The organism is Mesorhizobium sp. f-mel (assembly GCF_053850215.1).
Genome location: NZ_JBSPTO010000008.1, coordinates 143273 through 168767 on the forward strand (window position 1 = coordinate 143273; position 25495 = coordinate 168767).

The window sequence follows — 25495 nt, forward strand, 5'->3', positions numbered from 1 at the left end:
CAGCAAAAAGTTGCAGACTTTCGCACGAGATCATGCGCAACCAGAACGGTTTGATTGGGCTTAGCCAATCCATTCGATCCAGCGGCCGTGGTAATCGCAATTGGCTAGTCGGCGTGTCTCGCCGCCGGGCCATAGAGTGAGGCTGAGTACCGCCCACTGCTTTGTGGGATCGCGCGGCTCCATCCTCAGCCTTGCGATAGGCGCAACGGTCGTGGCCTCTCTGCCCGCCTGCTCCAGCGTGGCGGTGATGGCATCCTTGGTCGCCCGCGGCAGGTATTGCCACATGATCGAATGATAGAGCACGAAGGCGCCGCCCTGCTGCTGCCGTGCGGCCAGTGCCTTCTCGACAAAATCCGCCGCGTCCGCTTTGACAAGCAGCGGTTGAAACTTTTCGGCAAGTGACAGCGCGGCGTCGAGCCGGGCCAGCCGTGCCGTCTGATCGGCCCAGACGTAAGACCGAAGCCGTACCCGCGTTGCTGCGTCGGCGACATCGACCGGCGCGATGTCGCAGCCAGCCCGATGGCGGACGTTGATCGCTCCTTCAAGTGGAACAGCGTGGCCGCGCACCTCCGGTGCCAACCGGACGGGGGAGGCCGGGTCTCCCCACTCGGCATCGCCGTAGCGGTAGTGAAAGCTGTCGAACAGGAGATTGAGCCCGGCGCTGGCGCCGATCTCGGACAAGTCCAGCGGCAGGCCGGTTTCCCGCGCGATCGTCAGAAATCCAGGCAGCAGCATCGCCGACCGGGCGATTTCATTGGTCTGCGGCGCGCCGGCGAGGCCGGCGACGATCTGCTCGTCGGATCGCGCAATTGCCTCCGGCAGCACCGCCGCGATCTCGGATACGCTTGTCTGGTTGGGCGGATAGATCACTGCCAGCCGCTCACTGGCACCCGTTAGGACCAACGCATGCAGCGCGCCGCACACGCGCAATGCGAGGCCGTCGGCGCGCGCGTCGCCCGGCCAGCCGAGCACCGCTCGCCCGGTCCTGGTGTTTGCGTCGAGAACCTTGTCCAGCGCACGGCATAAATTCGCGGTGAAAGGCGAGCCAAGTCCATCGCAGGCTTTCGCCTGAGCCAGAAAATGGTCGCGGATGTCTCGTTCGTCCATCGCGTCTCCGGTGTCTCAGCCCGGAGCGGCCAGCGCTTTCTCGATCTCGGGCAAAAGCAGCGTCTGTGCCGAGCCTGGCGTCAGCGGGCCGACATGCTTGTAGGCGATCTTGCCGTCCTTGCCGACGACGAAGGTTTCCGGCACGCCGTAGACGCCCCAGTCGATTGCCGCGCGCCCCGCTGCGTCGACGCCGATCGCCTGGAAGGGGTTGCCGAGATTGCCGAGGAACCGGCGGGCGTTTTCCGGCTGGTCTTTGTAGTTGAGCGCGGCGATGACGAAGCGCTTGTCCTGCGACAGCGCCAGCAGCACCGGATGCTCGTCGCGGCACGGCCCGCACCACGACGCGAAGACGTTGACCAGCGTAACCTCGCCGGCGAACTGCTTGGAGTCGAGCCCGGGCAAATTCATGCCCTCCAGCGCCGGCAGGTTGGTCGGCGGCGCGGGCAGGCCGATCAGCGCCGATGGCACTTCCGAAGTGTCGCGGCCGGACAGCAGCTGCGTCAGGAACAGTCCCGCCAGCCCGAGGAAAATCAGCAGCGGCAAAAGCACGATCAGGCGCCGCGCGCGCGCCGGCGTTTCCGTTTGCATGCTCATGATTTCCCCGCCTTGTCGGAGCGCCGCCGCACGCCGGACGCTTCCAACTCGGCGAGGTCCCTCTTGCGCGCACGCTGGTCGAACAGGATCCAGCCGATCAGCCCGGCCAGAACCACGGCCGTGATGGCATAGGCAGCGGTCACATAAAGGGCGTGTACGCTCATTTCTCGATCCAAGGCTTCTTGCAGCGAAGTTCATAGCTGCACTGGCTGTTCGTCGCAATGAACGGCGTCTGCGGCGGATTTGCGGTCACTCGGAATCGGAAGTTCATCTATTGCGACTGCAGCAGACCGGATATTTTGATTGTACGCATGAACTGGCATGTCATGGACAGCCTGACAGCTCCTTCGCAGGTGAGCAGAATTTTGCCCGCGTCGTCCCACATTCTGACTGCGCTCCTGTCATGACTCTGGAATTTCCGAACGCTGATCGACTCGACACCTTCGAACGCGAGTTCAAAATACACCGCGTTGAATGCTCCCCATTTGACGGGAGGCCGGTAGGGGAGAGATATAAAATGCAGGTGCAGGCTAGGCCCGTCTCGACTGATTTCGGCCTTGGTGATCTCGACAGAAGACAGGTCCGGATAGTTGCCGTAGATGGTCTGGAGAAAGATCGGATTTTCTATGCGTAGCGGCCACATCAGTCCGCCCCATGACGCAGCGCCAACGCTGCCGCAACCGGCCCCAGCACGGCAAGAAACAAGGTCAGCGCGGCGAGGATGAGGAAAGGCTGCAGGAACGGATCGGGGTTCGCCACCGCGCCATAGCTTGCCGACACGCCAAAGATCAGCACGGGAATGGTCAGCGGCAGCACCAGCACCGAGATCAGCAGCCCGCCGCGCGGCAGCGCCACCGCCACCGCCGCACCGGCAGCGCCGATGAAGGTGATCGCCGGCGTGCCGACCAGAAGGGTCAGCGCCGTGGCGCCGATGCCGATCGGCTCCATATTCATGAACAGGCCGAGCAAGGGTGCCGCGATGACCAGCGGCAGCACGCTTCCCGCCCAATGCGCCAGGCATTTCGTCAGTACGGTCAGCGCCAGCATCTGCCGGTCGTTGCCGAGCACCAGCAGATCGAGCGAGCCGTCTTCCCGGTCGGCCTGGAACAATCGGTCGAGACCGAGCAGGCAAGCGAGCAAGGCGCCGATCCACAGGATCGCCGGGCCGATGCGGGCAAGCAGATTGAGATCCGGTCCGACACCGAAGGGGATCGTCGCGATCACCGCGAGAAAGAAGATCACGCCGGTCAGCGCCCCGCCGCCGGCCCGGATACTCAGGCGGATATCGCGCAGGAAGAGGGCTAGCATGGTGTGAGACGCCCCTGCCCAGGACAGAGGGGGGCGCGAAGGAATGCCGACATTACCCAGTTTCCCCCATCACCAGCGCTTGTGCCCCCTCGAGCCCCAGTGGCAGATGCGTTGCCGCAATGATGATCCCGCCCTCTCCGCGATGCTGCGTCATCAATCGGGCGAATCGCTCTTCCGAAGCCTTGTCCAGCCCAGCCGTCGGCTCGTCGAGCAGCCACAGCGGTCGCCGGCTGACCAGTAATTTTGCGATTGCCGCGCGGCGGCGTTGCCCGGTGGAGAGATAGCCGAACGGCAGATGGCCGATCCCATCAAGCCCGACCATTTCCAGCGCCGCTTCAGCGCTCAAAAAATCCACCCCCGAAAAATCGCGCCAGAAGCGCAGATTTTCAATCACGCTCAGCGCCGTCTTCATCGCGTTCTGGTGACCGAGATAGTGGCAGGCCGAGGCGACCGATGGAAAATCCTCGCCGCCGCCTTCGATAAGCAAACGGCCTGCCGCCACCGGCAGCAGCCCGGCGACCACCCTGAGCAGTGTCGATTTCCCCGCGCCGTTCGGCCCGGTGACGATCAGCGCCTGGCCTTTCTCAAGGGCAAAGTTGATGCCGGAAAAAACCGCCTCGCCGCCGCGTTCGCCGCCCAGATTTTCGGCGATCAGCCGCATTCCTTGCCCGTCCCGAGAACACCGCGCCACGGCAGCTGCCGCATCGCACAAAATAGCCTTTCGACTGTCTAGAACTATTCCAGGAAATTCTCTATATCCGGGTCATCCGTGCCAGCGGTCGGCACGGGAAGCGAATTAGCGCCGAACCAGCGCACGCGCCGCCTTGAACGGCTCGGGTTGGCTGGGAACGGACAGCGGAAATGGCCGTACCCGCACCTTTGCGCGTGATTGCATGCCATCGGCGTCCGTTCCCTTTCAGGCTGAACAGACAAGGACGGATCGCACGTGTCAAAATCCCTCGATAGTTTCAATTGCCGCCGCACGCTGACCGCAGGCGGAACCGACTATGTTTATTACGACCTTGTCGAGGCCGAGAAGAACGGCCTCACCGGCATCGCCCAGTTGCCCTATTCGATGAAGGTGCTGCTAGAGAACCTGCTGCGTAACGAGGACGGCCGTTCCGTCACCGAGGAGAGCATCCAGGCGGTCGCCGGCTGGCTGACCGACAGGGGAACCGCCGGCGTCGAGATTGCCTATCGGCCGGCCCGTGTGCTGATGCAGGATTTCACCGGCGTTCCGGCCGTGGTCGACCTGGCCGCCATGCGCGATGCCATGGCCTCGCTTGGCGGCGACCCGCAAAAGATCAATCCGCTGGTGCCGGTCGACCTGGTCATCGACCACTCGGTCATCGTCGATGAGTTCGGCACGCCGCTGGCTTTCGCCCGCAATGTCGAGCTCGAGTACGAGCGCAACGAAGAACGCTACAAATTCCTGAAATGGGGCCAGCAGGCCTTCCGCAATTTCCGCGTCGTGCCGCCCGGCACCGGCATCTGCCATCAGGTCAATCTCGAATATCTCGGCCAGGTCGTGTGGACCAACACTGAAAGCGGCGAAACCACCGCCTATCCCGACACCTGCGTCGGCACCGATTCGCACACCACCATGATCAACGGCCTTGGCGTGCTCGGCTGGGGCGTCGGCGGCATCGAGGCCGAGGCCGCCATGCTCGGCCAGCCCGTCTCCATGCTGTTGCCCGAAGTTATCGGCTTCCGCCTCACCGGCAGACTGAGGGAAGGCGTCACCGCCACCGACCTCGTGCTCACCGTCACCCAGATGCTGCGCAAGAAGGGCGTCGTCGGCAAATTCGTCGAGTTCTTCGGTCCGGGTCTGTCCAACATGACGCTGGCCGACCGCGCGACTATCGGCAACATGGCGCCCGAATACGGCGCCACCTGCGGCTTCTTCCCGGTTGATGGCGAAACCATCCGCTACCTCACCATGTCCGGCCGCGAGGAAAACCGCATCGCGCTGGTCGAGGCATACGCCAAGGCGCAAGGCATGTGGCGCGATAGCGGCTCGGCCGACCCGGTCTTCACCGACCTGCTCGAGCTCGATCTCGGCAGTGTCGTGCCATCGATGGCCGGCCCCAAGCGTCCGGAAGGCCGCGTAGCACTTGAAGGCATTCCGGACGGCTTTGCCAAGGCGATGGAGACCGAATACAAGAAAGCCGCCGAAATCGACAAGCGCTATGCCGTCGAAGGCACCAACTATGATCTCGGCCATGGCGATGTCGTGATCGCCGCCATCACCTCCTGCACCAACACCTCGAACCCGAGCGTGCTGATCGGCGCCGGGCTTTTGGCGCGCAACGCAAACCGGCTCGGGCTCAAGCAGAAGCCGTGGGTCAAGACATCGCTGGCGCCGGGCAGCCAGGTCGTCGCCGAATATCTGGAGAAATCCGGCCTGCAGAAGGAACTCGACCAGATCGGCTTCAACCTGGTCGGCTTCGGCTGCACCACCTGCATCGGCAATTCCGGCCCGTTGCCGGCGCCGATCTCCAAGACCATCAACGATAAAGGTTTGATTGCTGCCGCGGTGCTTTCCGGCAACCGCAATTTCGAAGGCCGCGTCTCGCCCGACGTGCAGGCGAACTACCTCGCTTCGCCGCCGCTGGTCGTCGCCCACGCGCTGGCCGGGACCGTGACCAAGGATCTGACCACCGAACCGCTCGGCGAGGACCGTGACGGGAACCCGGTCTACCTCCGGGACATCTGGCCGAGCTCGGTCGAGATCCAGGAGTTCATCGAGAAGAACGTGACGCGCGAACTGTTCGCCCGCAAATATGCCGACGTCTTCAAGGGCGACGAATACTGGCAGAACGTCAAGGCGCCGGAAGGCCAGACCTACGCCTGGGACGACCATTCGACCTATGTGCAGAACCCGCCTTATTTTGCCGGGATGACGTCAGGCTTCGGGACAATCGGCGACATCAAGGGCGCGCGGGTGCTCGGCCTGTTCGGCGACAAGATCACCACCGACCATATCTCGCCGGCCGGCTCGATCAAGGCGGCCTCGCCAGCCGGCAAATACTTAACCGACCATGGCGTCGGCGTTGCCGACTTTAACCAGTACGGCACACGGCGCGGCAATCACGAGGTGATGATGCGCGGCACCTTCGCCAACATCCGCATCCGCAACCACATGCTGGGCGAGAACGGCCGCGAGGGCGGCTACACCATCCACTATCCGTCGAAGGAAGAGAAATCGATCTACGACGCCGCCATGGAGTACAAGAAGGAAGGCGTGCCGCTAGTCATCTTCGCCGGTGTCGAATACGGCAACGGCTCGTCGCGCGACTGGGCGGCCAAGGGCACCAACCTCCTGGGCGTTCGCGCCGTCATCGCTCAGTCGTTCGAGCGCATCCACCGCTCGAACCTGGTCGGCATGGGCGTCATCCCCTTCGTCTTCGAGGAGGGCACCTCATGGGCGTCGCTCAACCTCAAGGGCGACGAACTGGTCGAGATCGACGGACTAAGCGCCATCAAGCCGCGCCAGAAGATGGTCGCGAAGATCACCTATGGCGACGGCAGGGTGAAGAACATTCCGATCATCTGCCGTATCGATACACTGGACGAGCTCGACTACTTCAAGAACGGCGGCATCCTGCAGTATGTGCTGCGCGATCTGGCGGCATAGGAAATTAGGGGAGTAAGGGAGTAGGGAAGACACCAATTCCCCTATTCCCCTATTCCCCTATTCCCCTATTCCCCTATTCCCCTATTCCCCTATTCCCCTATTCCCCTCTACCTTTGGCGCCCCGAAGCGCGCCGCCGCCGCCAGCAACACACCGAGCATCAGCCCGTTGAGGATGTGCCACAGGAAATGCGTCCCGAGCGGGAAGCTGCTGCAGACCAGCGGATCGATCATCCTGAAGATGACCGACACGACGAAGATCGCCGAGCCTGCCAGATTGTACCAGCCGGCGCGGTTGCCGCCCGCCGCCACTAAGACGCCGAAGAAGGCAAGCGCCAGGAAGGGCGGCAGATAGCCGGTCGTGCCGTTCGATGCCTGGCGCAGCCAGTCCGGCACGGCCCAGGTCAATAACCCAGTGACGGCATAGAAGGCGACGAAGATGGCGATCGCCTTGCCCCATTTCATGCCGAGGAAACGGCGCAGGTTGAACAGCGTGTAGGCCAGCGTGAACCCGGCGATCGGCAGCACGTCGGCCCAGACCGTGCCATGGTTGGCAAAGGTGTGGAACAGCGCCGAGCCGACGCCGATCGCCACCACCCACCAGGCCAGCACTTCGGCGAAGATGCCGGTGCCACGCCGGCGCACCTCTCGGACACCCAACAGCCCGGCGACAAGAAAAGCCAGATTGGTCAGTGCGTTGACCGGCTCGGCCCAGAGCTCCGGCCCGACCCGCTCGCAGTACAGGTCGACCGGCGTCAGGAGAGTTTGCCACATGCTGATTGTTGCCCGAATCTATATCTACCCAGAAGTGTAGCCCGTCCTATTGCGCCCTTGCAGTTGGTTACAACGGTAAAATTTCACCGCAACGTGACTTCCCGTTGACTGCCGCTTCTGCCACATATTTCGCCAATCAGAATAAAGCCGGCCATCACCGGCGGGAGTCGAAACGGCTATGACACCTCGAAGACCATTGCGGCTTGCGGCATTGGCGCTGGCCCTCTCGGTGTTTGCCGGGGCTGGACTTGCCGGCAATGCGATCGCCGGCGAGGCCGACAAACCCCAGGCTGACAAAGCCTCGACTGACCAACCCTTGGGCGTGGTCGAGCTCTTCACCAGCCAGGGCTGCAATTCCTGCCTGCCCGCCGATGAATTCTTCGCCGAGCTTGCCGCCAAGGAGAACATCGTCGCGCTCGCCTATCATGTCGACTACTGGGATTATCTCGGTTGGAAGGACACGCTGAGCCGCAAGGAGAACACCGAGCGGCAATATGAGTATATGCGCGCCTTCGGCAGCCGCTCGGTCTATACGCCGCAGGCCGTCATCAATGGCCGCAGCCATGTCAGCGGCGCCAACCGCAAGGAAGTCGACGGCGCGCTCGCCCGCATGGAAAGATCGGGCGAAGGCATGCGGGTCAGCGTCAAGGTCAGCCGGACCAATGACCGCGTGACGATCGACGCCGGCGATGCCGGGACCGGCCCCAGCGATGCCCATGTCGTCATCGTTTATTTCGACCCGCCGCAGACGATCAAGATCGGCAAAGGCGAAAACACCGGCCGCAGCATGACTTATTGGAACGCCGTCTCCGGCATCCAGACCGCCGGTATGTGGCACGGCAAGGCGCAGCGCTACGAATTGCCGATGAGCGTGATTTCCAAGAAAGGGGGCTGCGCCGTGCTGCTGCAATCGGTGGGCAAGGACGGCCTGCCGGGTCCCATTCTGGGCGCCGCCTTAATCCACAAGCCCGCGCATTCTCGCCCTTAGCATTTTGCAGCCAAACGTCTTCGTTTGGCGTCCGACAAAATGCGTCAGATAATAAAGAGAGCGCGGTTTTGGTTCGACCAAAACGCAAAGCGCTCTAGCCGTCCACTTCCATCCAGGCAGAAAAAACCGGCGTCAGCTTGCTTCTGACGCCGGTCTATTAGGTTTTGGGATCGTCGCACCCGATTTTTCACAGGGAAAAACCGAGGTTGGTTCGATCCGACGCAGACCCGTGGGCGGGGGGCTTGGGGTTTACGAGCCAGTGCCGGACCGAACCGTCTCAGGCAACACCCGTAAATTCGTCGGACATTGGGGCATGAGCGCGGATAAAAGATGGCAGGATTGTGGCGAAGCATCACCAATTCCAACGGGCGTTTTTATAAACGTGACTGGACACTGCGGAAACGGTGCGCCGCCGCCTTTGTCCGGCTGGGCTTGCAATTCCACGGCGAAAGCGCCAACTTTGGTTGGCGTAAGATTCATTCGAAGGGATCGAGGCATGACTGATCACGGCAGCGGGACGGAGGATGGGGACGCATCCGCAATACTGATCCCGCTGCATGAGGCAAGACGCGAACGCCTCGAGCCGGTGCGGTTCGACCGGCGTGAATTGGACCAGATCCTGAGGCTTTACGGGCGCATGGTCGCCGCCAATGAATGGCGTGACTACGCCATCGACCATCTCACCGACCGCGCCGTCTTTTCCGTGTTCCGTCGCACCAGCGAGGTACCGCTATTCCAGATCGTCAAGGATCCGAAGCTGGCGCGCCGGCAAGGCGCATTCGCCGTTATTGCCGCCGGCGGCCGCATCCTCAAGCGCGGCCGGGAACTTGGCCGCGTGCTTGGCGTCTTCGACCGCACGCTGAAGCTGGTCGAGGCCTAACTACTTATTTTGCTGGCGGAATTTCTGTTCCGGCAACGAGTTGGGATCGGGCGGAACCAGAGCTCCATCATTGATCGGCAGTTGCATGAACACCGTGTCCAGCCAGCGTCCATGCTTGTAGCCGGAGCCTTCCAGGCGGCCCGAATGGCGGAAGCCGAGCTTTTCATGCAGCCGCACCGAGGCACTGTCCGGCCGACCGTCGCCGATCACCGCGATGATCTGGCGGAAGCCCGCTGCCTCGGCCGCCTCGATCAGCCCTTGCATGAGCTTGAACCCGATGCCATGGCCCTTGGCCTCCGGCGCGAGATAGACAGAATCCTCGACGACGAAGCGATACGCAGGGCGTGGTCGGAAGGCGCCAGCATAGGCATAGCCGAGCACAATCCCGTCTTTTTCCGCCACCAGATAGGGAAAGCCCCCCGCTATCAAACTCTCGAAGCGCTGGCCCATTTCGGCGCAGCTCGGCGGCTCCAGCTCGTAGCTCGCCGTGCCATGGGTCACCGCGTCGGCATAGATATGGGTGATCCGGTCGAGGTCCGCCGGCGTAGCCGCCCGTATGGTGATGCTGGTCATAATTTATGCACGTCTATCATCTGCCCGCCATTTTCATCAAAGACCGGGGCAAAAGAAAAGGGCGGCCGTGGGGCCGCCCTTATCAAACTCGCTAGTCCAGTCAGACTATGATTTCCCGGTTTTCGGAAGATCATGGTTCAAAACAAAAGCCTGTTATCGGCGGTCGCCCATGAACTGCAGCAGGAACATGAACAGGTTGATGAAGTCGAGATAGAGCGTCAGAGCGCCCATGATCGCCTTGCGGCCGGCAACGTCGGTGGCGTCGCCCTCGAAATACATCTCCTTGATCTTCTGCGTGTCATAGGCGGTGAGGCCCGAAAAGATCAGCACGCCGAGCGCCGAGACGGCGAAGGACAGGGCCGACGACTGCAGGAAGATGTTGATCACCATCGCGATGATCAGGCCGAACACGCCCATCACCAGGAACGAGCCGAACGCGGTCAAATCGCGCTTGGTCGTGTAGCCGTAAAGCGACAGCGCACCGAAAGCCGCTGCGGTGGCGAAGAAGGTCTGCGAAATGCTGGCCGTCGTGTAGACCAAGAAGATCGACGACAGCGACAGGCCGACCAGGCCGGCATAGACCCAGAACGTCGTCTGCGCGGCAGAAACGCTCATCGACTGGACGCGGAACGACAGGAACAGCACGGCGGCGAGCGGGGCAAAGATCACCAGCCATTTCAGCGGCGAGCCGAAGATCGCGTAGCCGAAGGAGGTCAGCATGTCGCCGTTCGGCAGGGTGGCGACCGCCGAAGCCGGATCGGTGGTGGTGGCCAGCATGATCGTTCCGACCGCGGCGAGGCCGGTGATGAGGAGGCCAAGCCCCATCAGATTGTAGACCTTGATCATATAGGCGCGCAGGCCCTGGTCGATAGCAGCATCGACGCCGGCGCCGGGCACGGCACGCGTCTGATAATTGCGAACGGGTTCAGCCATTGAAATCCTCATATTGCTTCTGCCCCGTCCGGTGTCCGGTCCATTTGGACCGCGGCGCCGCTGGCGGGGCTCCAGCATGCCTGCTGCGAAATATGATGGTTATTGGCGTCAAGAACAAGACCGTAACCGAACGTAATGCTTCGTGAAGACCCGAAAATCTGCATTTATCGACCTTCCGAAGCCAACATTAACAAGATTTAACCGAATCCTGGTCGCGTTGAGCCTGTATATGCTTGCAGATCAGAGATTGCGCAGCACCGGCGCCGCCTTGTGGCCCAGCACCCGCCAGGTGCCGGCGAGGCCGATCCCGACCGTGACCACCAGCGCAAAGACGATGGTCGCCACCGCCACATCAGGCATGAAATGCGACGGCAGCGTCATGACGCGCGCGACAACGAACCACGCCGCAATCCCGCCTGCCGCCAGCGCGAAGATCGCGGTGGCGAGGCCGATCAGCATGTATTCCAGCGAAAAGGCCGCGATCAGCGTCTTCCTGGTGGCGCCCAGCGTCTTCAGCACCACTGCATCGTGGATGCGGGCGCGGTTGCCGGCGGCCAGCGCGCCGGCCAGCACCAGCACCGAGGCGAGCAGCGCCACGCCGGCCGCGGCCCTGATCGCGGTGCCGAGTTGCGCCACCAGCCGGTTGACTATGTCGAGCGCGTCCTTGACCCTGACTGTCGTCACCGCGGGAAAAGCACGGGTGACCGCGTTGAGAAGACGGGCATCGTCGGCCGGCGACGCGCCCTTTTCGGTCAGCGTCGCCAGCCAGCTATGCGGCGCGCCGGCAAATGTGCTGGGCGAGAACACCATGACGAAGTTGATGCCCATCGTCTCCCACTCGACCTGGCGGAAATTGGCGATCTTCGCCGTCACGTTGCGGCCAAGCACGTTGACGGTGATGGTGTCGCCGAGTTTCAGCCCGATCTCTTTGCCTTCCTCGGCCGAAAACGACACCAGCGGCTCGCCGGCATAATTGTCCGGCCACCATGTGCCTTCGGTCAGCGTCGCATTCGCGGGAATGCTGGCCTCGTAGGTCAGCCCGCGATCGCCGCGCAGCACCCAGGCTCTTTCCGCCGGAACTTTGACCTTGTCGACGTCGACGCCGTTCAGCGCCATCACCCGGCCGCGCAGCATCGGCACCTTGACCAGCGTGCCCTGCGGCGCTTGCCTGCTGACCAGCGCAGAGAACGCATCGACATCGCTGCTCTGGATATCGACGAAGAAGAAGTTCGGCGCCCGTTCCGGCAGGCTGCCGGAAATCTGCCCCCTGAGATTGCCGTCGATCAGCGCCAGCGTCACCAGAAGCGTCAATCCCAGTCCCAGCGACAGCACCACTGACGGCGTCAAGGCACCTGGCCGATGGATGTTGCCGACGGCGAGCCTAAGCGCCGTCGAGCCAACGCGCGGGCTTCTTTTGGCGGCCCACTGCACCAGCGCGCCGACGACGCGCAGCACCAGGAAAGCGAAAATGGTGGCGCCGACGAAGATCGAGGCGATATAGCGGTCGCCGGAAAACAGAATGGCCAGCGCCGCCAGGAGCAGCGCGATGCCGAGCGCCGCCGCCGTGTAGAGCGGGCGCGGAAAACCGCGGCCCTCAAAACCCATTTCGCGAAACAACGCCGTCGCCGGCACGTCGCGCGCACGGCCGAGCGGCAGCAAGGCGAAAGCCAGCGTCACCAGCAGCCCGAACAGCGCCGCCATGCCGAGCGCGCCGGGATAGAACCCACCTTCAGCCGGCACCGGAATGACCGACTGGAGGACCGCGCTCGCCGCAAACGGCATCAGCGCGCCAAGCACAACGCCGAGCGTGATGCCGAGCGCGGCGATCATCAGGATCTGCACGAGGTAGACGGCAAAGACGAAACCGCCCGAAGCCCCCAGGCTCTTGAAGGTGGCGATGACGCCGCGCTTGCCGTCGAGATAGGCGCGCACCGCATTGGCGACGCCAACGCCGCCGACCACCAGCGCCGTCAGCCCGACCAGCGTCAGGAACTGCGAAAACCGTTCGATGTTGGAAGACAACGCCGGTGCTGCGTTGCTGCGCGTGCGGATCGACCAGCCGGACTCGGGAAAATCCTCCGCCGCCTGATCCTGAATGGCTTTTATGCGAGCCTCTCCGGTGCCGCCGGGGAGGCGGACCTTGTAGGCGTTCTCGACCAGGCTGCCCGGCTGGATCAAACCGGAAGCGGCAAGCCCGTCCGTCGAGATCAACAGCCGCGGCGCAAAGCCGAAGCCGTCGGACACCGCGTCCGGCTCGTTGACGAGCCTGGCGCGCAGTTCGAAGATGGCGCTGCCCAGCTTCAGCCGGTCGCCGATCGCAAGGTTCAGCCGCTCGAACAAAAGGTCGGGTGCGGCGGCGCCGAAAACACCGGATTTTTCGCCGAACAATTCCTGCTTCGAAAGCGCCGGCTCGGTGACCAGCGCGCCATAGAGCGGATAGGCTCCATCGACCGCCTTGGCCTCGACCAGCGCCTGGTCGGAACCGTCCTCGAGCCGCGCCATCGAGCGCATGTTGGCACTGTGCGAGACCGTGCCCAGCCCGTTAAGAAAGAAATGCTCGGCTTGCGTCGCGGCGCGCTGATTGAGCTGGAAACGAAGATCGCCGCCAAGCAGCGACTGGCCTTCATTGGCGACACCGGCGGTAATCGCCCGGGCCACCGAGTTGACGCCGCCGATCGCCGCGACACCCAGCGCAATGCAGGCAAGGAAGATTAGGAAGCCGGACAGCCCGCCGCGCATCTCGCGCAGCGAGAAGCGGAAGGCGAGCTTCAGCGTGCGCGACAGCGGCATCAGGCCCGCACCTTACCGGGCTTTAGAGCTGGTTCTGGCGCGTCCTCGATCCGGCCCGACCGCATCGATACCTGCCGGGAGCAGCGTGCGGCGAGCGCCGGATCATGAGTGACCAGCACCAGCGTCATGCCGCGCTCGGCCGCCTTGGCGAACAGAAGATCGGCGACCTGCCGCCCCGTTGTCTGGTCGAGATTGCCGGTCGGCTCGTCGGCGATCAGAATGCGCGGCGAAGGCGCCAGCGCCCGGGCGATCGCCACACGCTGCTGTTCGCCACCGGACAATTCGCCGGGATAATGAGTGACGCGGTCGCTCAAGCCCACCGCCTCCAGCTCCCGCGCCGCCACCCCGAACGGGTCGCTATGGCCGGCTAATTCCAGCGGTACGGCGACATTTTCGAGCGCTGTCATATTCGGGATGAGGTGGAAGGACTGGAAAACGATGCCAATATTTCGCCCCCGAAACGATGCGATCTGATCTTCACTCTTGCCGTTCAGCAATTCGCCCGCAATTCGTACCGTCCCCGAATCGACCCTTTCCAAGCCGGCAAGGACCATCAGCAGCGTCGACTTTCCCGAGCCAGAAGGACCGACGATGCCGGTCGCCTCTCCGGCAGCCACATCGAGGCTGACACCTTTCAGCACATGGACGGAAGACGCTCCTTCGCCGAGCGTCAGCGATACGTTTTTCAGCGCGATGACGGCTTCTGTCAAAATAAAATCGTCCTATATGGGAAAGGGGAAGGCTGGAACTCTGCCTGCCGCAACAAAATGTCCTTCGTCATATGGGGCCTGCCGCATGGCTTTCAAACACACACTTGCCGCAGCCTTGATCCTTTTCCTTGGAATTTGCGGCGCCCTTTCGTCGGCGCGCGCCGAGCCCCTGAAGATCGTCGGTTTCGGCGACAGCCTGATGGCGGGCTTTGGCCTCGGACCGGACGAAGGCTTCACCCAGAAACTTGAGGCAGCACTTCGCGCCAAGGGCCACGATGTGACCGTAACCAATGCCGGTGTCTCCGGCGATACGTCGAGTGGCGGCCTGTCGCGGCTCGACTGGTCGGTGCCGGACGGCACGCAGCTGGTCATCCTCGAACTCGGTGCCAACGACATGCTGCGCGGCGTTTCTCCCGCCATCACGCAAAAGAATCTGGACGCCATGCTGGCGAAGCTCAAGCAGCGCAAGATCGCCGTGCTGCTGGCCGGCATGCGCGCCGCACCCAATCTCGGCGCCGACTACCAGAGCGGCTTTGACGCGATCTTTCCGAAACTGGCGGAAAAATACGGCGTCCCGCTCTATCCGTTCTTCCTCGAGGGCGTCGCCGGCGACGCCACTTTTCAGCTCGAGGACGGCCTGCACCCGAATGCCAAGGGCATCGACCGCATGGTCGAGCGTATACTGCCGGAGGTCGAAAAAGCCATTGCCGTAGTTAAGGGCAACTCTTGAAGGACTGAATTTCGATGAGGGTTCGCTTTCCCCTGCGATTTAGGCCAGGTGCAATCAACAATCCGCTTGCCCCGCTTGATTTTCGATGATTCGCTAGGACAAGAGTTCGATTCGAGGACAGGAGGCTTACCATGCCGCGTCTTTTCACCGCCCTCGAAATACCGCGTGACGCCGCCCTTTCGCTGTCCCTGCTCCGGGGCGGCCTGCCCGGGGCCCGCTGGATCGACGTCGAGAACTACCATTTGACGCTGCGCTTCATCGGCGATGTCGAGGGCCATGTCGCCGACGAGATCGCCAACGCGCTCGACCGAATCCACCGCCCATCCTTCCCGCTGACACTGTCCGGCGTCGGCGCCTTCGGCCAAAAGAAACCGCATGCGGTATGGGCCGGCGTTTCCGCCTCGCCCGATCTTTCGGCACTGCAAGCCGAAATCGAGCGCATCTGCCAGCGCCTCGGCATCCCCGCCGATCCGCGCAAGTTCATGCCGCATGTGACCTTGGCGCGCTTACGCAATTCGAGCCCGCTCGACGTCGCCCAATATCTTTCGGCACGCGGCAATTTTTCGACGCTGCCCTTCCGTGTCGGCCGCTTCGTCCTGATGTCGTCGCGCGATTCGGTCGGCGGCGGACCCTATATCGTCGAGGAGGCCTGGCCGCTGTCGGGCGCCGACAGCCGCGCCTCGAGCCGCGTCGCCAGCGCCTCCGACGCTTCGCGGATCATGCGGTAGACCGAGGCAAACGCCTCCGGCCCCTCGTGATAGGGGTCCGGCACGTCGCTCACCGTTCCCTCCGCGAACTCCAGGAACAGATGGACCCGGTCGCGCATGGCGGCAGGCACCAGCGCTTTCAAATCCCGGAGATTCGATCGGTCCATCGCGAGAATCAGGTCGAAACGCGAGAAATCGTCCAGCGTCAACTTGCGCGCCCGCTGTCTGGAAATATCGATGCCGTGCCGCTCTGCGATCGACATCGAGCGCGGGTCGGGTGCCGAGCCGGCTTCCCAGTCGCTGGTTCCGGCCGAATCAAGCCGGATATCCCGATCGAGACCGCGCTCCGCCAGGACGGCACGCAACACGCCCTCCGCCAACGGTGAGCGGCAGATATTGCCGAGACAGACGAAAAGAATGGATTTTATCGGCTTTGCGCTCATCGATCCGGCACTATGCTGAAGACTGCGAATCCAGATAGCACGGGAACCGACCATGACGAGAGAGAAACTGGGCAAGGAGGCGGTCGCCGAGGCGCTGGCCGGGCTCGACGGCTGGTCGCTGGCCAAGGACGGCGGTTCGATCGCGCGCAGCTTCACCTTCAGGAATTTTTCCGAAGCCTTCGCCTTCATGACCCGCGTCGCCCTGGCGGCGGAAAGATGGACCATCACCCCGACTGGTCGAACGTCTACAAGACCGTGAGCGTGACGCTTAACACCCATGATGCCGGCGGCCTCACGGCGCTCGATTTCGAACTGGCCAGGACGATGGACCGCTATTTCGACGGCTGAGCCAATGCACCAAAGCCTGCCCCGGGGCTCGACCCGAGTTGCGCAGCTAATGACATGCATGAAGACAGCATCTTGCAGCCCGGTTCTGGTTTCACCACATTTCCATTCGCGGTCGCGCGTGGATCCACGCGACGGCCGGCAAGGAGAGACTGATGGCGCAAAAATCCGGTTTTGATTTCTTCGGCTTTGGCGGCAAGGCGGGCGATGCGAGCGAAGTGCGCGAGAAATTCTGGCGCACGGCCAAGAGGGCTGCCCGGCAGATCCCGTTCATGGAAGAGCTGGTCGCCGCCTACTACTGCGCCATGGACAAGAACACGCCGCTGCGCGCCAAGGGCATCCTGGTGGCGGCGCTTGGGTATTTCGTGCTGCCGGCTGACGTCATCCCCGACTTCGTCTTCGGATTGGGCTTTACCGACGACATCGCGGTGCTGACCGCCGCGATCACCACCGTCAAAGCCCATATCACACCGGCGCATCGGCGCGCCGCCAAGCAGGCGATTGCCGACAACAGCTGAGCCGGCGATAAGGCAGAAAAGTCAAACTCTTGCCGCTTTCGTGGCATCCAAGTCGCGAAAGGGACGTTGCAACTGCCGCTTTGGAGCGACGGGCGCAAGGATGGCGGCGGTTTCCTGCGTGGATCTCCTTTTCCTGAAGGGAAGTTCACCGTTTGGTAACCCAGATTAAATCAAAATGAAGCGACGGGCAGGACGCCGAGCCGGCCTGCTTCCGCACCATATATGGGAAAAGCGATGCGCGGATTGATTGCTACAATTTCGAGCCTGGTCCTGGTGGCCGTGACAGCGCCGGCTCTGGCGCAGTCGGCGACCAAGATCGGCCAGCACAATGCCTGGGGCACTTACAGCTACCAGGCGTCGGGCGGCAAGGTTTGCTACGTGTTGACCGTGCCGACCGACAAGCAGCCGCCGACGCTTGACCATGGCGACATGTTCTTCTTCGTCAGCCAGCGGCCGGGACAACAAGTGTCCTATGAACCGCAATTCATCGCCGGTTACAATTTCCAGGAAAACTCCAAGGCCACCGTCACCATCGACGGCAAGAGCTTTTCGATGTTCACCCGCGGCAAGTCGGCCTGGGTCGAGAATGCCGCCGAGGAGCCGGTGCTCATCGCCGCGATGAAGTCCGGCAGCGACATGAGGGTGCAGGCGAAATCCGGCCGCGGCAACACCACTACCTATGTCTTTTCGCTGAAAGGCATTTCGGCGGCGCTGTCGTCCATCGCCAGGTGCAAATAGCCATAGGCGAAAAACTTTGAGTAAGGGCCGGGCGGCGAGCCCGGCTTTCTGCTCTTTAAAACGCCGTCGGCGGCCACATCGCGGCGGGCCTTGCGCCGCCGCCACCCATGACTCGGCCATCAACCTGTGCTATGCGCCGCGCTTCATTTCCAGCACGATGCTGTAATCGGCCGCAAATCGCTTATATTGGCGCAACAATGACCCTTTCATTCGACCTTACCACTGAGGGCGCCCGTGACGCGTTGCGCGCCCGCGCCACGCCGGCCGAAAAACCGTCGCTGATCGGCCTGAGTCGGGCCGAGCTTGGCGCAGCCCTCGTTGCCTCAGGCATCGTGCCGGAGCGCCAGGCCAAAATGCGCGCCCAACAGCTCTGGCACTGGATGTATGTGCGCGGCGTCTCCGACTTTGCCAGCATGTTCAACATATCCAAGGATTTGCGCGCCGAGCTCGACAAGCATTTCACCGTCGCCAGGCCCGAGATCGTCGAGGAGCAGATTTCCTCCGACGGGACGCGCAAATGGCTGTTTCGCTTTCCGCCGCGCGGCGCCGGCCGGCCGGTCGAAATCGAGACCGTCTACATTCCCGAAGAAGGCCGCGGCACGCTCTGCATCTCCTCGCAGGTCGGCTGCACGCTGACCTGCTCCTTCTGCCACACTGGCACGCAGAAGCTGGTGCGCAACCTGACATCAGAGGAAATTCTCGCCCAGCTTTTGACCGCCCGCGACCGGCTCGGCGATTTCCCCGACCGCGACACGCCGGACGGCGCCATCGTGCCGGCCGAGGGTCGGAAAGTGTCCAACGTCGTCATGATGGGCATGGGCGAGCCGCTCTACAATTTCGAGGCAGTGAAGAAGGCGCTCCTGATCGCGTCCGACGGCGACGGGCTTTCCCTATCGAAAAGACGCATCACGCTGTCGACCTCCGGCGTCGTGCCGGAAATCTTCCGCACCGGCGAGGAGATCGGCGTCATGCTGGCGATCTCGCTGCACGCCACAAACGACGATCTGCGCGACCTTTTGGTGCCGATCAACAAAAAATATCCGTTGAAAGAGCTGATCGCCGCCTGCCGCGCCTATCCCGGCCTGTCGAACGCCCGCCGCATCACTTTCGAATATGTGATGCTGAAGGACGTCAACGATTCGATCGAGGACGCCAAGGGGCTGATCAGGTTGCTCAAGGGCATTCCGGCCAAGATCAATCTGATCCCGTTCAACCCGTGGCCAGGCACCAACTACCAGTGCTCGGATTGGGAGACGATCGAGAAATTCGCCGACTACATCAACAATGCCGGCTATGCTTCGCCGATCCGCACGCCGCGCGGCCGCGACATCCTCGCCGCTTGCGGCCAGCTCAAGTCGGAGTCCGAGCGCATGCGCAAGGTCGACCGGCTGGCGCTGGAAGCGATGATGATCGCGGGGCACGGCGAGGCGTGAACCGCCTTGTCGCCTATCTCATTCGCTTCGCCGTCATCCTGATCGGCTATGTCGTCGCCGCGCTGGCGGCCAGCGCCTTCCTCAACATCATGTTTCTGGCGTCGCTGGGGCTGATGACGGACGAGACGCAACCGGCGGCGCAGGCCTCGCTATGGTTTTCCGTTCCCTTCGTCGCGCTGTTCGTCGCCTATTTCGCCTTCATGCCGGCGGCCATCGCCATCCTCGTCTCCGAGATCTTCGGCCGGCGCGACTGGCTGTTCTACGCGCTGGCGGGTGCGGTGGTCGCTGCGGTTTTCCTCGGCTTCGCCTACCAGACCGCCGATGCCAATTTCGAGATCACCGATCCGCGCGTCCTCGCTGCCGTGGTCGGCTGCGGCATGGTCGGCGGCATTTTCTACTGGCTGAGCGCCGGGCGCTGGGCCGGAAGCTGGCGCGAAATCGGTAACCCTATTTCGCCTGGGCGGTCAGGATCTTGAGTGCGAAGGCCGAAAACACCCCGGCGAACAGATAGTCGACGCCGCGCGTCACCCGCGGGCTGGCCTTCATCGCCGTCGAGAATTTCTCTGCCGCAAAGACCATCGGCGCTGTTACCGGGATCGACAATACGACGAACATCGCGCCGAGGAAGAACAGCTTTCCGGGCGCGTTCGGATCATGGGCGGAGACGAACTGCGGAAGGAAGGTCATGAAGAACAGGATGATCTTCGGGTTGAGCAAATTGACGCCGAGCCCTGCCGCCCAGGCGCGGAACAGAGAAATCTCAGGCCCGCTCTTCTTCACCGGCGAAAAGGCCGACCCCCTGGTGATCGCCTGCCAGGCCAAGAAGACGAGATAGCCGGCGCCGAAAATCTTGAGCGCAAGAAAGGCCCCCGGCGAGGCGACGATCAGCGCCGAGACGCCGACCACCACCAGCGTCGTGTGGATCAGCGTACCACACAGTGCGCCGGCCATCGAGGCAAAGCCGGCGGCGCGGCCCTGGCTCAGCGTGCGCGACACGAACAGCGTCATATCAGGCCCCGGCGTGATCGCCAGGATCACGGTGGCGATGGCGAACTGGATCAGCGTCGTGGTGTCGGGAATGAAGGACATGGGCGGGCCTTTGGAGGCGTAAGACGGCGAAGCCTATAGCGCAGGCAGGGTGCCTGCGCCAGCGACTGGCCCACGCAATAGCTGATCCAGCGTGCCTGTCGCACCCTTCGTCCCTTGCACTAGCCGGAACCGGCGTGATACCTCGCCCGCCGAGAACTCCTGCCGCGGAACCGCCCAAATGTCAAAAGCAAAAGCCGTCAAGAAAGTCGTGCTCGCCTATTCCGGCGGCCTCGACACTTCCATCATCCTGAAATGGCTGCAGACCGAGCTCGGCGCCGAGGTGGTCACCTTCACCGCCGATCTCGGCCAGGGCGGCGAGCTGGAGCCAGCGCGGCGCAAAGCCGAGATGATGGGCATCAAGGACATCCGTATCATGGATGTCCGCGAGGAGTTCGTTTCCGACTTTGTATTCCCGATGTTCCGCGCCAATGCCGTCTATGAAGGCACCTATTTGCTCGGCACCTCGATCGCGCGGCCGCTGATCTCCAAGCACCTCGTCGAGATCGCCAAAGAAACCGGCGCCGATGCGATCGCCCACGGCGCCACCGGCAAGGGCAACGACCAGGTCCGCTTCGAGCTTTCGGCCTATGCGCTCAACCCCGACATCAAGGTCATCGCGCCATGGCGCGATTGGTCGTTCAAGTCGCGCACCGACCTGATCAACTTCGCCGAGCAGCACCAGATTCCGGTGCCGAAGGACAAGAGGGGCGACGCGCCGTTTTCGGTCGACGCCAACCTGCTACATTCGTCCTCCGAAGGCAAAGTGCTGGAAGATCCGTGGAGCGAGCCGCCGGAATTCGTCCATCAGCGCACCATCTCGCCGATGGACGCGCCGGACAAGGTCACCGAGATCGAAATCGAATTCCTGAAGGGCGATCCGATCGCACTCGATGGCAAGAAGCTGTCACCGGCGACGATGCTGGCGGCGCTCAACGATCTCGGCCGCGACAACGGCATCGGCCGGCTAGACCTTGTCGAGAACCGTTTCGTCGGCATGAAATCGCGCGGCGTCTACGAGACCCCTGGCGGCACCATCCTGATATCAGCCCACCGGGCGATCGAATCGATCACGCTCGACCGGGGTGCTGCCCACCTCAAGGACGAGTTCATGCCGCGCTATGCCGAGCTGATCTACAACGGCTTCTGGTTCGCGCCCGAGCGCCTGATGCTGCAGGCGATGATCGACAAGAGCCAGGAAGATGTCGAAGGCACGGTGCGGCTGAAGCTCTACAAGGGCAACGTCATCGTCACCGGCCGCAAGTCGAAGAAGACGCTCTATTCCGACGCGCTGGTCACCTTCGAGGACGACCGTGGCGCCTACGACCAGAAGGACGCTGAAGGCTTCATCCGCCTTAACGCGCTAAGGTTGCGGACGCTGGCGGCGCGTAATCGTAAAAGCTAGCCGGTTTCTCTGCACAGAGGGACTTGGCTCTTTGACTGGGCCTGGAAAAAGCTGTGGACCGCTGCCGATCGGCTTCCGGCCGCAAATCTCCAACGCTCGCGATTAGCGTTAGGCCCACCACATCTTCGTCATCCCAGGGCGGAGCAAGGAGCGAAGCGACGCGGCGCAGACCCTGGGATCCATGCCGTTACCTCAGCCGAAGAATGCAGCGGCTCAGAATGGCGCTTGTATCCGCAACTGCGCCAGCTACCCTTCAATGATGACCGGCTATGCCTACATGACCGCGAGCCAGAAGCGTGGCACGATCTATATCGGCGTCACCAACGATCTCGGCCGCCGCATGCCGGAGCACAAATCCGGCCAAAGCTCGCGCTTCACCAGCCGCTACGGAGTGCAGCGTCTGGTCTGGTATGAAGAACATTTCGATATCCGCGATGCCACCCAGCGCGAGAAGTCGCTGAAGCGCTGGCCCCGCCCATGGAAGATAGAACTGATCGAGAAGACCAATCCAGAGTGGTTCGAGCTTTTTCGCGGAACCGGGTGGTAGCGTTCGGTTCTGGTCCGCTGGAGCACTGCCGCGAGGTAACGGCATGGATCCCAGGGTCTGCGCCGCGTCGCTTCGCTCCTTGCTCCGCCCTGGGATGACGAAGGGAGGGGTGTTTCGGCTAATCTCGAAAGTTTGCGATTTGCCACTGAAATTGGCCGCCGAAAAACTAGCGACGTTCGCTGCCGGTCGGCTTCCAACTGCGTCGGCCCGATGCCTATCACGGTTTTTGCACTGTCGAACCGCACCGTCTGGCCCATGGCAGGACGACACTTCTTCAGCTCAACTCAACATTGCTTAAAGGATTTGCGAGGGAACCATGCGAAAACTGATCTCCACCGGCTCGCCCTTCGAGAAGGCAGCCGGTTATTCGCGCGCCGTGGTCCAGGGCGACTGGTGTTTCGTTTCCGGAACGACCGGCTACGACTATGCGACCATGTCGATGCCGGAGACGGTCGAGGCGCAGACGCGCAATTGCCTGGCGACGATCGCCAAGGCGTTGCAGGACGGCGGCTTCGAGATGGCCGATGTGGTGCGGGCGCACTACTACATCACCGACGCGGCTTTCGTCGACATCGTCTTTCCGATCCTCGGCGATGCCTTTGGCGACATCAGGCCGGCGGCTACGATGATCGTCTGCCAGCTCAACAAGCCGGAAATGAAGATCGAGATCGAAGTGACGGCGCTCAAGCGCACGGCCTGAGCGTGGCGGCGGTGCAGAAGCTTGCGCGATGTCGGCTGGACAGCGCCCCGCTGTCCGACAAGACTGATGGGAGCACGAGGATCGCCAAGACGCTCTGAACCAAAGCTTGCGCATAGCCCGCTTGGCGTTTAGCAAGACCGCGGCTCACGACAGCGCCGCGTCCTTTGGACGCGCAAAGGACGCTGTAGAATTTTGGTTCTGCGCACGATCCTTTCCGAAATCGATTCCGATTTCGGGGTCATGCGCCATAGTTTAGGACGGTTCTGATGGCTTCGAAAAATCTTCTCCTGCTCGCCGGCGACGGCATCGGCCCCGAGGCGATGGCCGAGGTGAAGAAACTGATCGTTGCCATGAACGACAAGCTCGGTAGCGGCTTCATCACCGATGAGGGGCTGGTCGGCGGCTGCGCCTACGACGCGCATGGCGCGGCGATTTCCGACGCCGACATGGCCAAGGCGATGGCTGCCGACGCGGTGCTGTTCGGCGCCGTCGGCGGGCCGAAATGGGATGCGGTGCCTTATGAAGTGCGTCCGGAAGCCGGACTGCTGCGGCTGCGCAAGGACATGGAGCTGTTCGCCAATCTCAGGCCCGCCATTTGCTATCCGGCGCTGGCGGCGTCCTCCTCGCTCAAGCAGGAGGTGGTCGAGGGACTCGACATTCTGATCGTGCGCGAGCTCACCGGCGGCGTCTATTTCGGCGAGCCAAAGCAGATCATCGATCTCGGCAACGGCCAGAAGCGCGGCATCGACACGCAGGTCTACGACACGTTCGAGATCGAGCGCATTTCGGGCGTCGCCTTCGAGCTCGCGCGGACACGCCGCAACCATGTGACCTCGATGGAAAAGCGCAATGTGATGAAATCAGGCGTGTTGTGGAACGAGGTCGTCACGCAGACCCACAAGGCGCGCTATGCCGACGTCAAGCTCGATCACATGTTGGCCGATGCCGGCGGCATGCAGCTGGTGCGCTGGCCCAAGCAGTTCGACGTCATCGTCACCGACAATCTGTTCGGCGACATGCTGTCCGACATCGCCGCCATGCTGACCGGCTCGATCGGCATGCTGCCTTCGGCGTCGCTCGGCGCGCCGGATGCCAAGACGAAAAAGCGCAAGGCACTCTACGAGCCGGTGCACGGTTCGGCGCCCGATATCGCCGGAAAGGGCATTGCCAACCCGATCGCCATGATCGCCTCCTTCGCCATGTGCATGCGTTATTCCTTCCGCATGGTGGCCGAGGCCGATCGCCTGGAAAGCGCCATCGCCGCCGTGCTCGACCAGGGCTTGCGCACCAGGGATATTCTTTCCCGTGGGATGACCGAGGTCGGCACCACTGAGATGGGCGATGCGATCATCGCCAAGTTCCTGGGCTGACAGGCATATGGGCGAGGTACGACGCGCCATCGAAAGGGATATTCTTGGCGAGCAGGAACGCCAAGCTGACTTTCGCGGCGATCAGCATCTCGCGCCGTTGCTGCAGTTCGTCTGCGAACAATATCAGATCGAGAAGAGCGATCTTTACCTGCTACAGGTGACCCCAGATCAGTTTGAAGTGGGTCTCCTGATCTGGCTTTGGCCCGGCAGAGTGGTTGACTGTGAAATTGCCTATGAAGGATCAGAATTCGAGATTATTGGGACCGAAACGATCCAGGCCCACAAGAAGGGCCTTCGTGGTCACACCGCGAAGCACTTCAAGATCATCGAACACATCGCTTCTAGCGAACACGGCAGTCACGACGCTAAACCCTGACACCCTGCGGCACCGGTCCCCACTGGTTTTCACGGGCCTGAGTCGGGATCAGCGCGAAGACCAGGATGATCAGCCAGCCGATCGTCGGAATGAACACCACCAGATAGAACCAGCCCGACAGGCCGATGTCATGGATGCGGCGAACAGTCATGCCGAGACCCGGCAGGAATGTTGCCAGGACGAAAACACCGCAAAGGCCGACCGTCACCACCGCCGATAGATCGCTGTCGAAATTGCCCATTGCGTCGTCGACAAAGAGGCCAATGCCGGCAATCACCAACAGCGAGATCGTCCAGAACAGGCAATAGCCCCAATACTCCTTGCGGTGGGCACGGCCAGCGAAGTTGAAGTAATTCTCAGTCAGGCCCCGCCAGAAATAATCCCACAATCCGGTAGCCGCGGCGGGACTGTTTTCAGCGGACCGGCCGAAATGTTGCGGCTGACGTGCACCCGGCGTATTGCCGGCATGAGCCGCGGCGGCGGTTGCGGCGGGCACAGCGGCGGGCGGACTGGCGGTTTGGGCGCGGATCGAAAAAACGTCGCGTGCCCGTCCGCCAGCCGGCTGGAACTCGATGGCCGTGCCCCTGGCCATCGACGCTTCTCGACGCAGATCCTCGCGCGCGAACGTGTAGCGGTTGCCATCGGCTCCGGTGATGAAACCGAAGCCCTGGTCCTCGTCATAGTGAAGAACTTCGCCGCGCACGTCCTGCCCACCCCCATTCGCGTCTCGCCAGACTGTTCAAAGTTCCGGCAGATCGCAAGGGGTATGCGCGGAAATGGGGAAGCAATCGCTTCAGACAAAAGAT

28 protein-coding genes and 1 pseudogene are annotated in these 25495 nt (G+C 62.5%); 15 read left to right on the forward strand and 14 right to left on the reverse strand.

The window, feature by feature from the left end:
- Positions 1–60 precede the first annotated feature (60 nt).
- The 6 genes from ACWUKX_RS13365 to ccmA all read right to left on the reverse strand — a co-directional run bounded on the left by ACWUKX_RS13365 (position 61) and on the right by ccmA (position 3670).
- On the reverse strand, positions 61–1107 hold the full coding sequence (locus ACWUKX_RS13365; RefSeq protein WP_456007234.1) for a DUF2332 domain-containing protein: 1047 nt from the start codon (positions 1105–1107) through the stop codon (positions 61–63).
- 15 nt (positions 1108–1122) lie between these two features.
- Entirely contained in the window at positions 1123–1701 is a 579-nt protein-coding gene (locus tag ACWUKX_RS13370; RefSeq protein WP_287336266.1) for a DsbE family thiol:disulfide interchange protein, read from the reverse strand.
- On the reverse strand, positions 1698–1865 hold the full coding sequence (gene ccmD / locus ACWUKX_RS13375; protein ID WP_029349414.1) for a heme exporter protein CcmD: 168 nt from the start codon (positions 1863–1865) through the stop codon (positions 1698–1700). Before ccmD ends, ACWUKX_RS13370 begins: the two co-directional genes overlap by 4 nt.
- 107 nt (positions 1866–1972) lie before the next feature.
- Positions 1973–2344, reverse strand: a complete 372-nt coding sequence (locus tag ACWUKX_RS13380) for an Imm50 family immunity protein (protein WP_456007237.1) — start codon at positions 2342–2344, stop codon at positions 1973–1975.
- Positions 2344–3009 (reverse strand): heme exporter protein CcmB, encoded by a 666-nt coding sequence (gene ccmB / locus ACWUKX_RS13385; RefSeq protein WP_095520063.1) that lies wholly within the window; start codon positions 3007–3009, stop codon positions 2344–2346. Before ccmB ends, ACWUKX_RS13380 begins: the two co-directional genes overlap by 1 nt.
- Before the next feature lie 52 nt (positions 3010–3061).
- Positions 3062–3670: a heme ABC exporter ATP-binding protein CcmA gene (ccmA, locus tag ACWUKX_RS13390; RefSeq protein ID WP_456007239.1), complete on the reverse strand. Its 609-nt coding sequence runs from the start codon at positions 3668–3670 to the stop codon at positions 3062–3064.
- Positions 3671–3955: 285 nt separating this feature from the next.
- Here ccmA and acnA point away from each other — a divergent pair, with 285 nt between their 5' ends.
- Complete coding sequence (acnA, locus tag ACWUKX_RS13395; RefSeq protein ID WP_456007241.1) at positions 3956–6646, forward strand: aconitate hydratase AcnA; 2691 nt, start codon at positions 3956–3958, stop codon at positions 6644–6646.
- A gap of 81 nt (positions 6647–6727) precedes the next feature.
- On the opposite strand, the gene ACWUKX_RS13400 is transcribed toward acnA, so the two are convergent.
- Positions 6728–7417, reverse strand: coding sequence for a ceramidase domain-containing protein (locus ACWUKX_RS13400; protein WP_456007243.1), 690 nt, complete (start codon positions 7415–7417; stop codon positions 6728–6730).
- Between the two features lie 178 nt (positions 7418–7595).
- On the opposite strand from ACWUKX_RS13400, the gene ACWUKX_RS13405 reads away from it, so the two are divergent.
- A complete protein-coding gene (locus ACWUKX_RS13405) occupies positions 7596–8405 on the forward strand; it encodes a DUF1223 domain-containing protein (protein WP_456007245.1) in 810 nt (269 codons plus the stop codon).
- Positions 8406–8901: 496 nt separating this feature from the next.
- On the forward strand, positions 8902–9285 hold the full coding sequence (locus ACWUKX_RS13410; RefSeq protein WP_456007247.1) for a DUF2794 domain-containing protein: 384 nt from the start codon (positions 8902–8904) through the stop codon (positions 9283–9285).
- On the opposite strand, the gene ACWUKX_RS13415 is transcribed toward ACWUKX_RS13410, so the two are convergent.
- From ACWUKX_RS13415 to ACWUKX_RS13430, 4 genes are all read right to left on the reverse strand, one after another.
- Positions 9286–9858: an N-acetyltransferase family protein gene (locus ACWUKX_RS13415; RefSeq protein WP_456007249.1), complete on the reverse strand. Its 573-nt coding sequence runs from the start codon at positions 9856–9858 to the stop codon at positions 9286–9288. It abuts the gene before it with no gap.
- A gap of 153 nt (positions 9859–10011) precedes the next feature.
- Positions 10012–10791, reverse strand: a complete 780-nt coding sequence (locus ACWUKX_RS13420; RefSeq protein WP_029349432.1) for a Bax inhibitor-1/YccA family protein — start codon at positions 10789–10791, stop codon at positions 10012–10014.
- Positions 10792–11031: 240 nt separating this feature from the next.
- A complete protein-coding gene (locus tag ACWUKX_RS13425; protein WP_456007251.1) occupies positions 11032–13581 on the reverse strand; it encodes an ABC transporter permease in 2550 nt (849 codons plus the stop codon).
- Positions 13581–14291 carry an ABC transporter ATP-binding protein gene (locus ACWUKX_RS13430; RefSeq protein ID WP_456007253.1) on the reverse strand — a complete coding sequence of 237 codons (711 nt, stop codon included), beginning with the start codon at positions 14289–14291 and terminating at the stop codon, positions 13581–13583. The genes ACWUKX_RS13425 and ACWUKX_RS13430 overlap by 1 nt, the downstream gene beginning before the upstream one ends.
- Before the next feature lie 85 nt (positions 14292–14376).
- Here ACWUKX_RS13430 and ACWUKX_RS13435 point away from each other — a divergent pair, with 85 nt between their 5' ends.
- Together ACWUKX_RS13435 and thpR are read left to right on the forward strand one after the other, a co-directional pair.
- Positions 14377–15021, forward strand: a complete 645-nt coding sequence (locus tag ACWUKX_RS13435) for an arylesterase (RefSeq protein ID WP_455840756.1) — start codon at positions 14377–14379, stop codon at positions 15019–15021.
- 131 nt (positions 15022–15152) lie between these two features.
- Entirely contained in the window at positions 15153–15749 is a 597-nt protein-coding gene (gene thpR, locus ACWUKX_RS13440) for an RNA 2',3'-cyclic phosphodiesterase (RefSeq protein ID WP_095520053.1), read from the forward strand.
- On the opposite strand, the gene ACWUKX_RS13445 is transcribed toward thpR, so the two are convergent.
- Complete coding sequence (locus tag ACWUKX_RS13445) at positions 15653–16171, reverse strand: low molecular weight protein-tyrosine-phosphatase (RefSeq protein WP_456007255.1); 519 nt, start codon at positions 16169–16171, stop codon at positions 15653–15655. The genes thpR and ACWUKX_RS13445 overlap by 97 nt on opposite strands.
- 52 nt (positions 16172–16223) lie before the next feature.
- Between ACWUKX_RS13445 and ACWUKX_RS13450 the strand changes: the two are divergent.
- From ACWUKX_RS13450 to ACWUKX_RS13470, 5 genes and pseudogenes are all read left to right on the forward strand, one after another.
- Positions 16224–16519: pseudogene (locus tag ACWUKX_RS13450) on the forward strand (4a-hydroxytetrahydrobiopterin dehydratase).
- 152 nt (positions 16520–16671) lie between these two features.
- Positions 16672–17034 (forward strand): YkvA family protein, encoded by a 363-nt coding sequence (locus tag ACWUKX_RS13455; RefSeq protein WP_029349448.1) that lies wholly within the window; start codon positions 16672–16674, stop codon positions 17032–17034.
- Positions 17035–17268: 234 nt separating this feature from the next.
- On the forward strand, positions 17269–17772 hold the full coding sequence (locus ACWUKX_RS13460) for an invasion associated locus B family protein (protein ID WP_029349450.1): 504 nt from the start codon (positions 17269–17271) through the stop codon (positions 17770–17772).
- Positions 17773–17969: 197 nt separating this feature from the next.
- On the forward strand, positions 17970–19205 hold the full coding sequence (gene rlmN, locus ACWUKX_RS13465; protein WP_456007257.1) for a 23S rRNA (adenine(2503)-C(2))-methyltransferase RlmN: 1236 nt from the start codon (positions 17970–17972) through the stop codon (positions 19203–19205).
- Positions 19202–19681, forward strand: coding sequence for a hypothetical protein (locus tag ACWUKX_RS13470; RefSeq protein WP_456007259.1), 480 nt, complete (start codon positions 19202–19204; stop codon positions 19679–19681). Before rlmN ends, ACWUKX_RS13470 begins: the two co-directional genes overlap by 4 nt.
- On the opposite strand, the gene ACWUKX_RS13475 is transcribed toward ACWUKX_RS13470, so the two are convergent.
- Positions 19653–20294 (reverse strand): LysE family translocator, encoded by a 642-nt coding sequence (locus tag ACWUKX_RS13475; protein ID WP_456007260.1) that lies wholly within the window; start codon positions 20292–20294, stop codon positions 19653–19655. The genes ACWUKX_RS13470 and ACWUKX_RS13475 overlap by 29 nt on opposite strands.
- A gap of 178 nt (positions 20295–20472) precedes the next feature.
- On the opposite strand from ACWUKX_RS13475, the gene ACWUKX_RS13480 reads away from it, so the two are divergent.
- From ACWUKX_RS13480 to ACWUKX_RS13500, 5 genes are all read left to right on the forward strand, one after another.
- Positions 20473–21696 (forward strand): argininosuccinate synthase, encoded by a 1224-nt coding sequence (locus ACWUKX_RS13480; RefSeq protein ID WP_029349459.1) that lies wholly within the window; start codon positions 20473–20475, stop codon positions 21694–21696.
- 259 nt (positions 21697–21955) lie between these two features.
- A complete protein-coding gene (locus ACWUKX_RS13485) occupies positions 21956–22243 on the forward strand; it encodes a GIY-YIG nuclease family protein (RefSeq protein WP_456007331.1) in 288 nt (95 codons plus the stop codon).
- Between the two features lie 316 nt (positions 22244–22559).
- Complete coding sequence (locus ACWUKX_RS13490; RefSeq protein WP_456007262.1) at positions 22560–22943, forward strand: RidA family protein; 384 nt, start codon at positions 22560–22562, stop codon at positions 22941–22943.
- Positions 22944–23209: 266 nt separating this feature from the next.
- Positions 23210–24313, forward strand: coding sequence for a 3-isopropylmalate dehydrogenase (leuB, locus tag ACWUKX_RS13495; protein ID WP_456007264.1), 1104 nt, complete (start codon positions 23210–23212; stop codon positions 24311–24313).
- A 7-nt stretch (positions 24314–24320) separates the two neighbouring features.
- Positions 24321–24689, forward strand: a complete 369-nt coding sequence (locus tag ACWUKX_RS13500) for a hypothetical protein (RefSeq protein WP_456007266.1) — start codon at positions 24321–24323, stop codon at positions 24687–24689.
- On the opposite strand, the gene ACWUKX_RS13505 is transcribed toward ACWUKX_RS13500, so the two are convergent.
- Positions 24679–25392, reverse strand: a complete 714-nt coding sequence (locus ACWUKX_RS13505; RefSeq protein ID WP_456007268.1) for a DUF805 domain-containing protein — start codon at positions 25390–25392, stop codon at positions 24679–24681. The two genes, ACWUKX_RS13500 and ACWUKX_RS13505, sit on opposite strands and share 11 nt — an antisense overlap.
- Positions 25393–25495 lie beyond the last annotated feature (103 nt).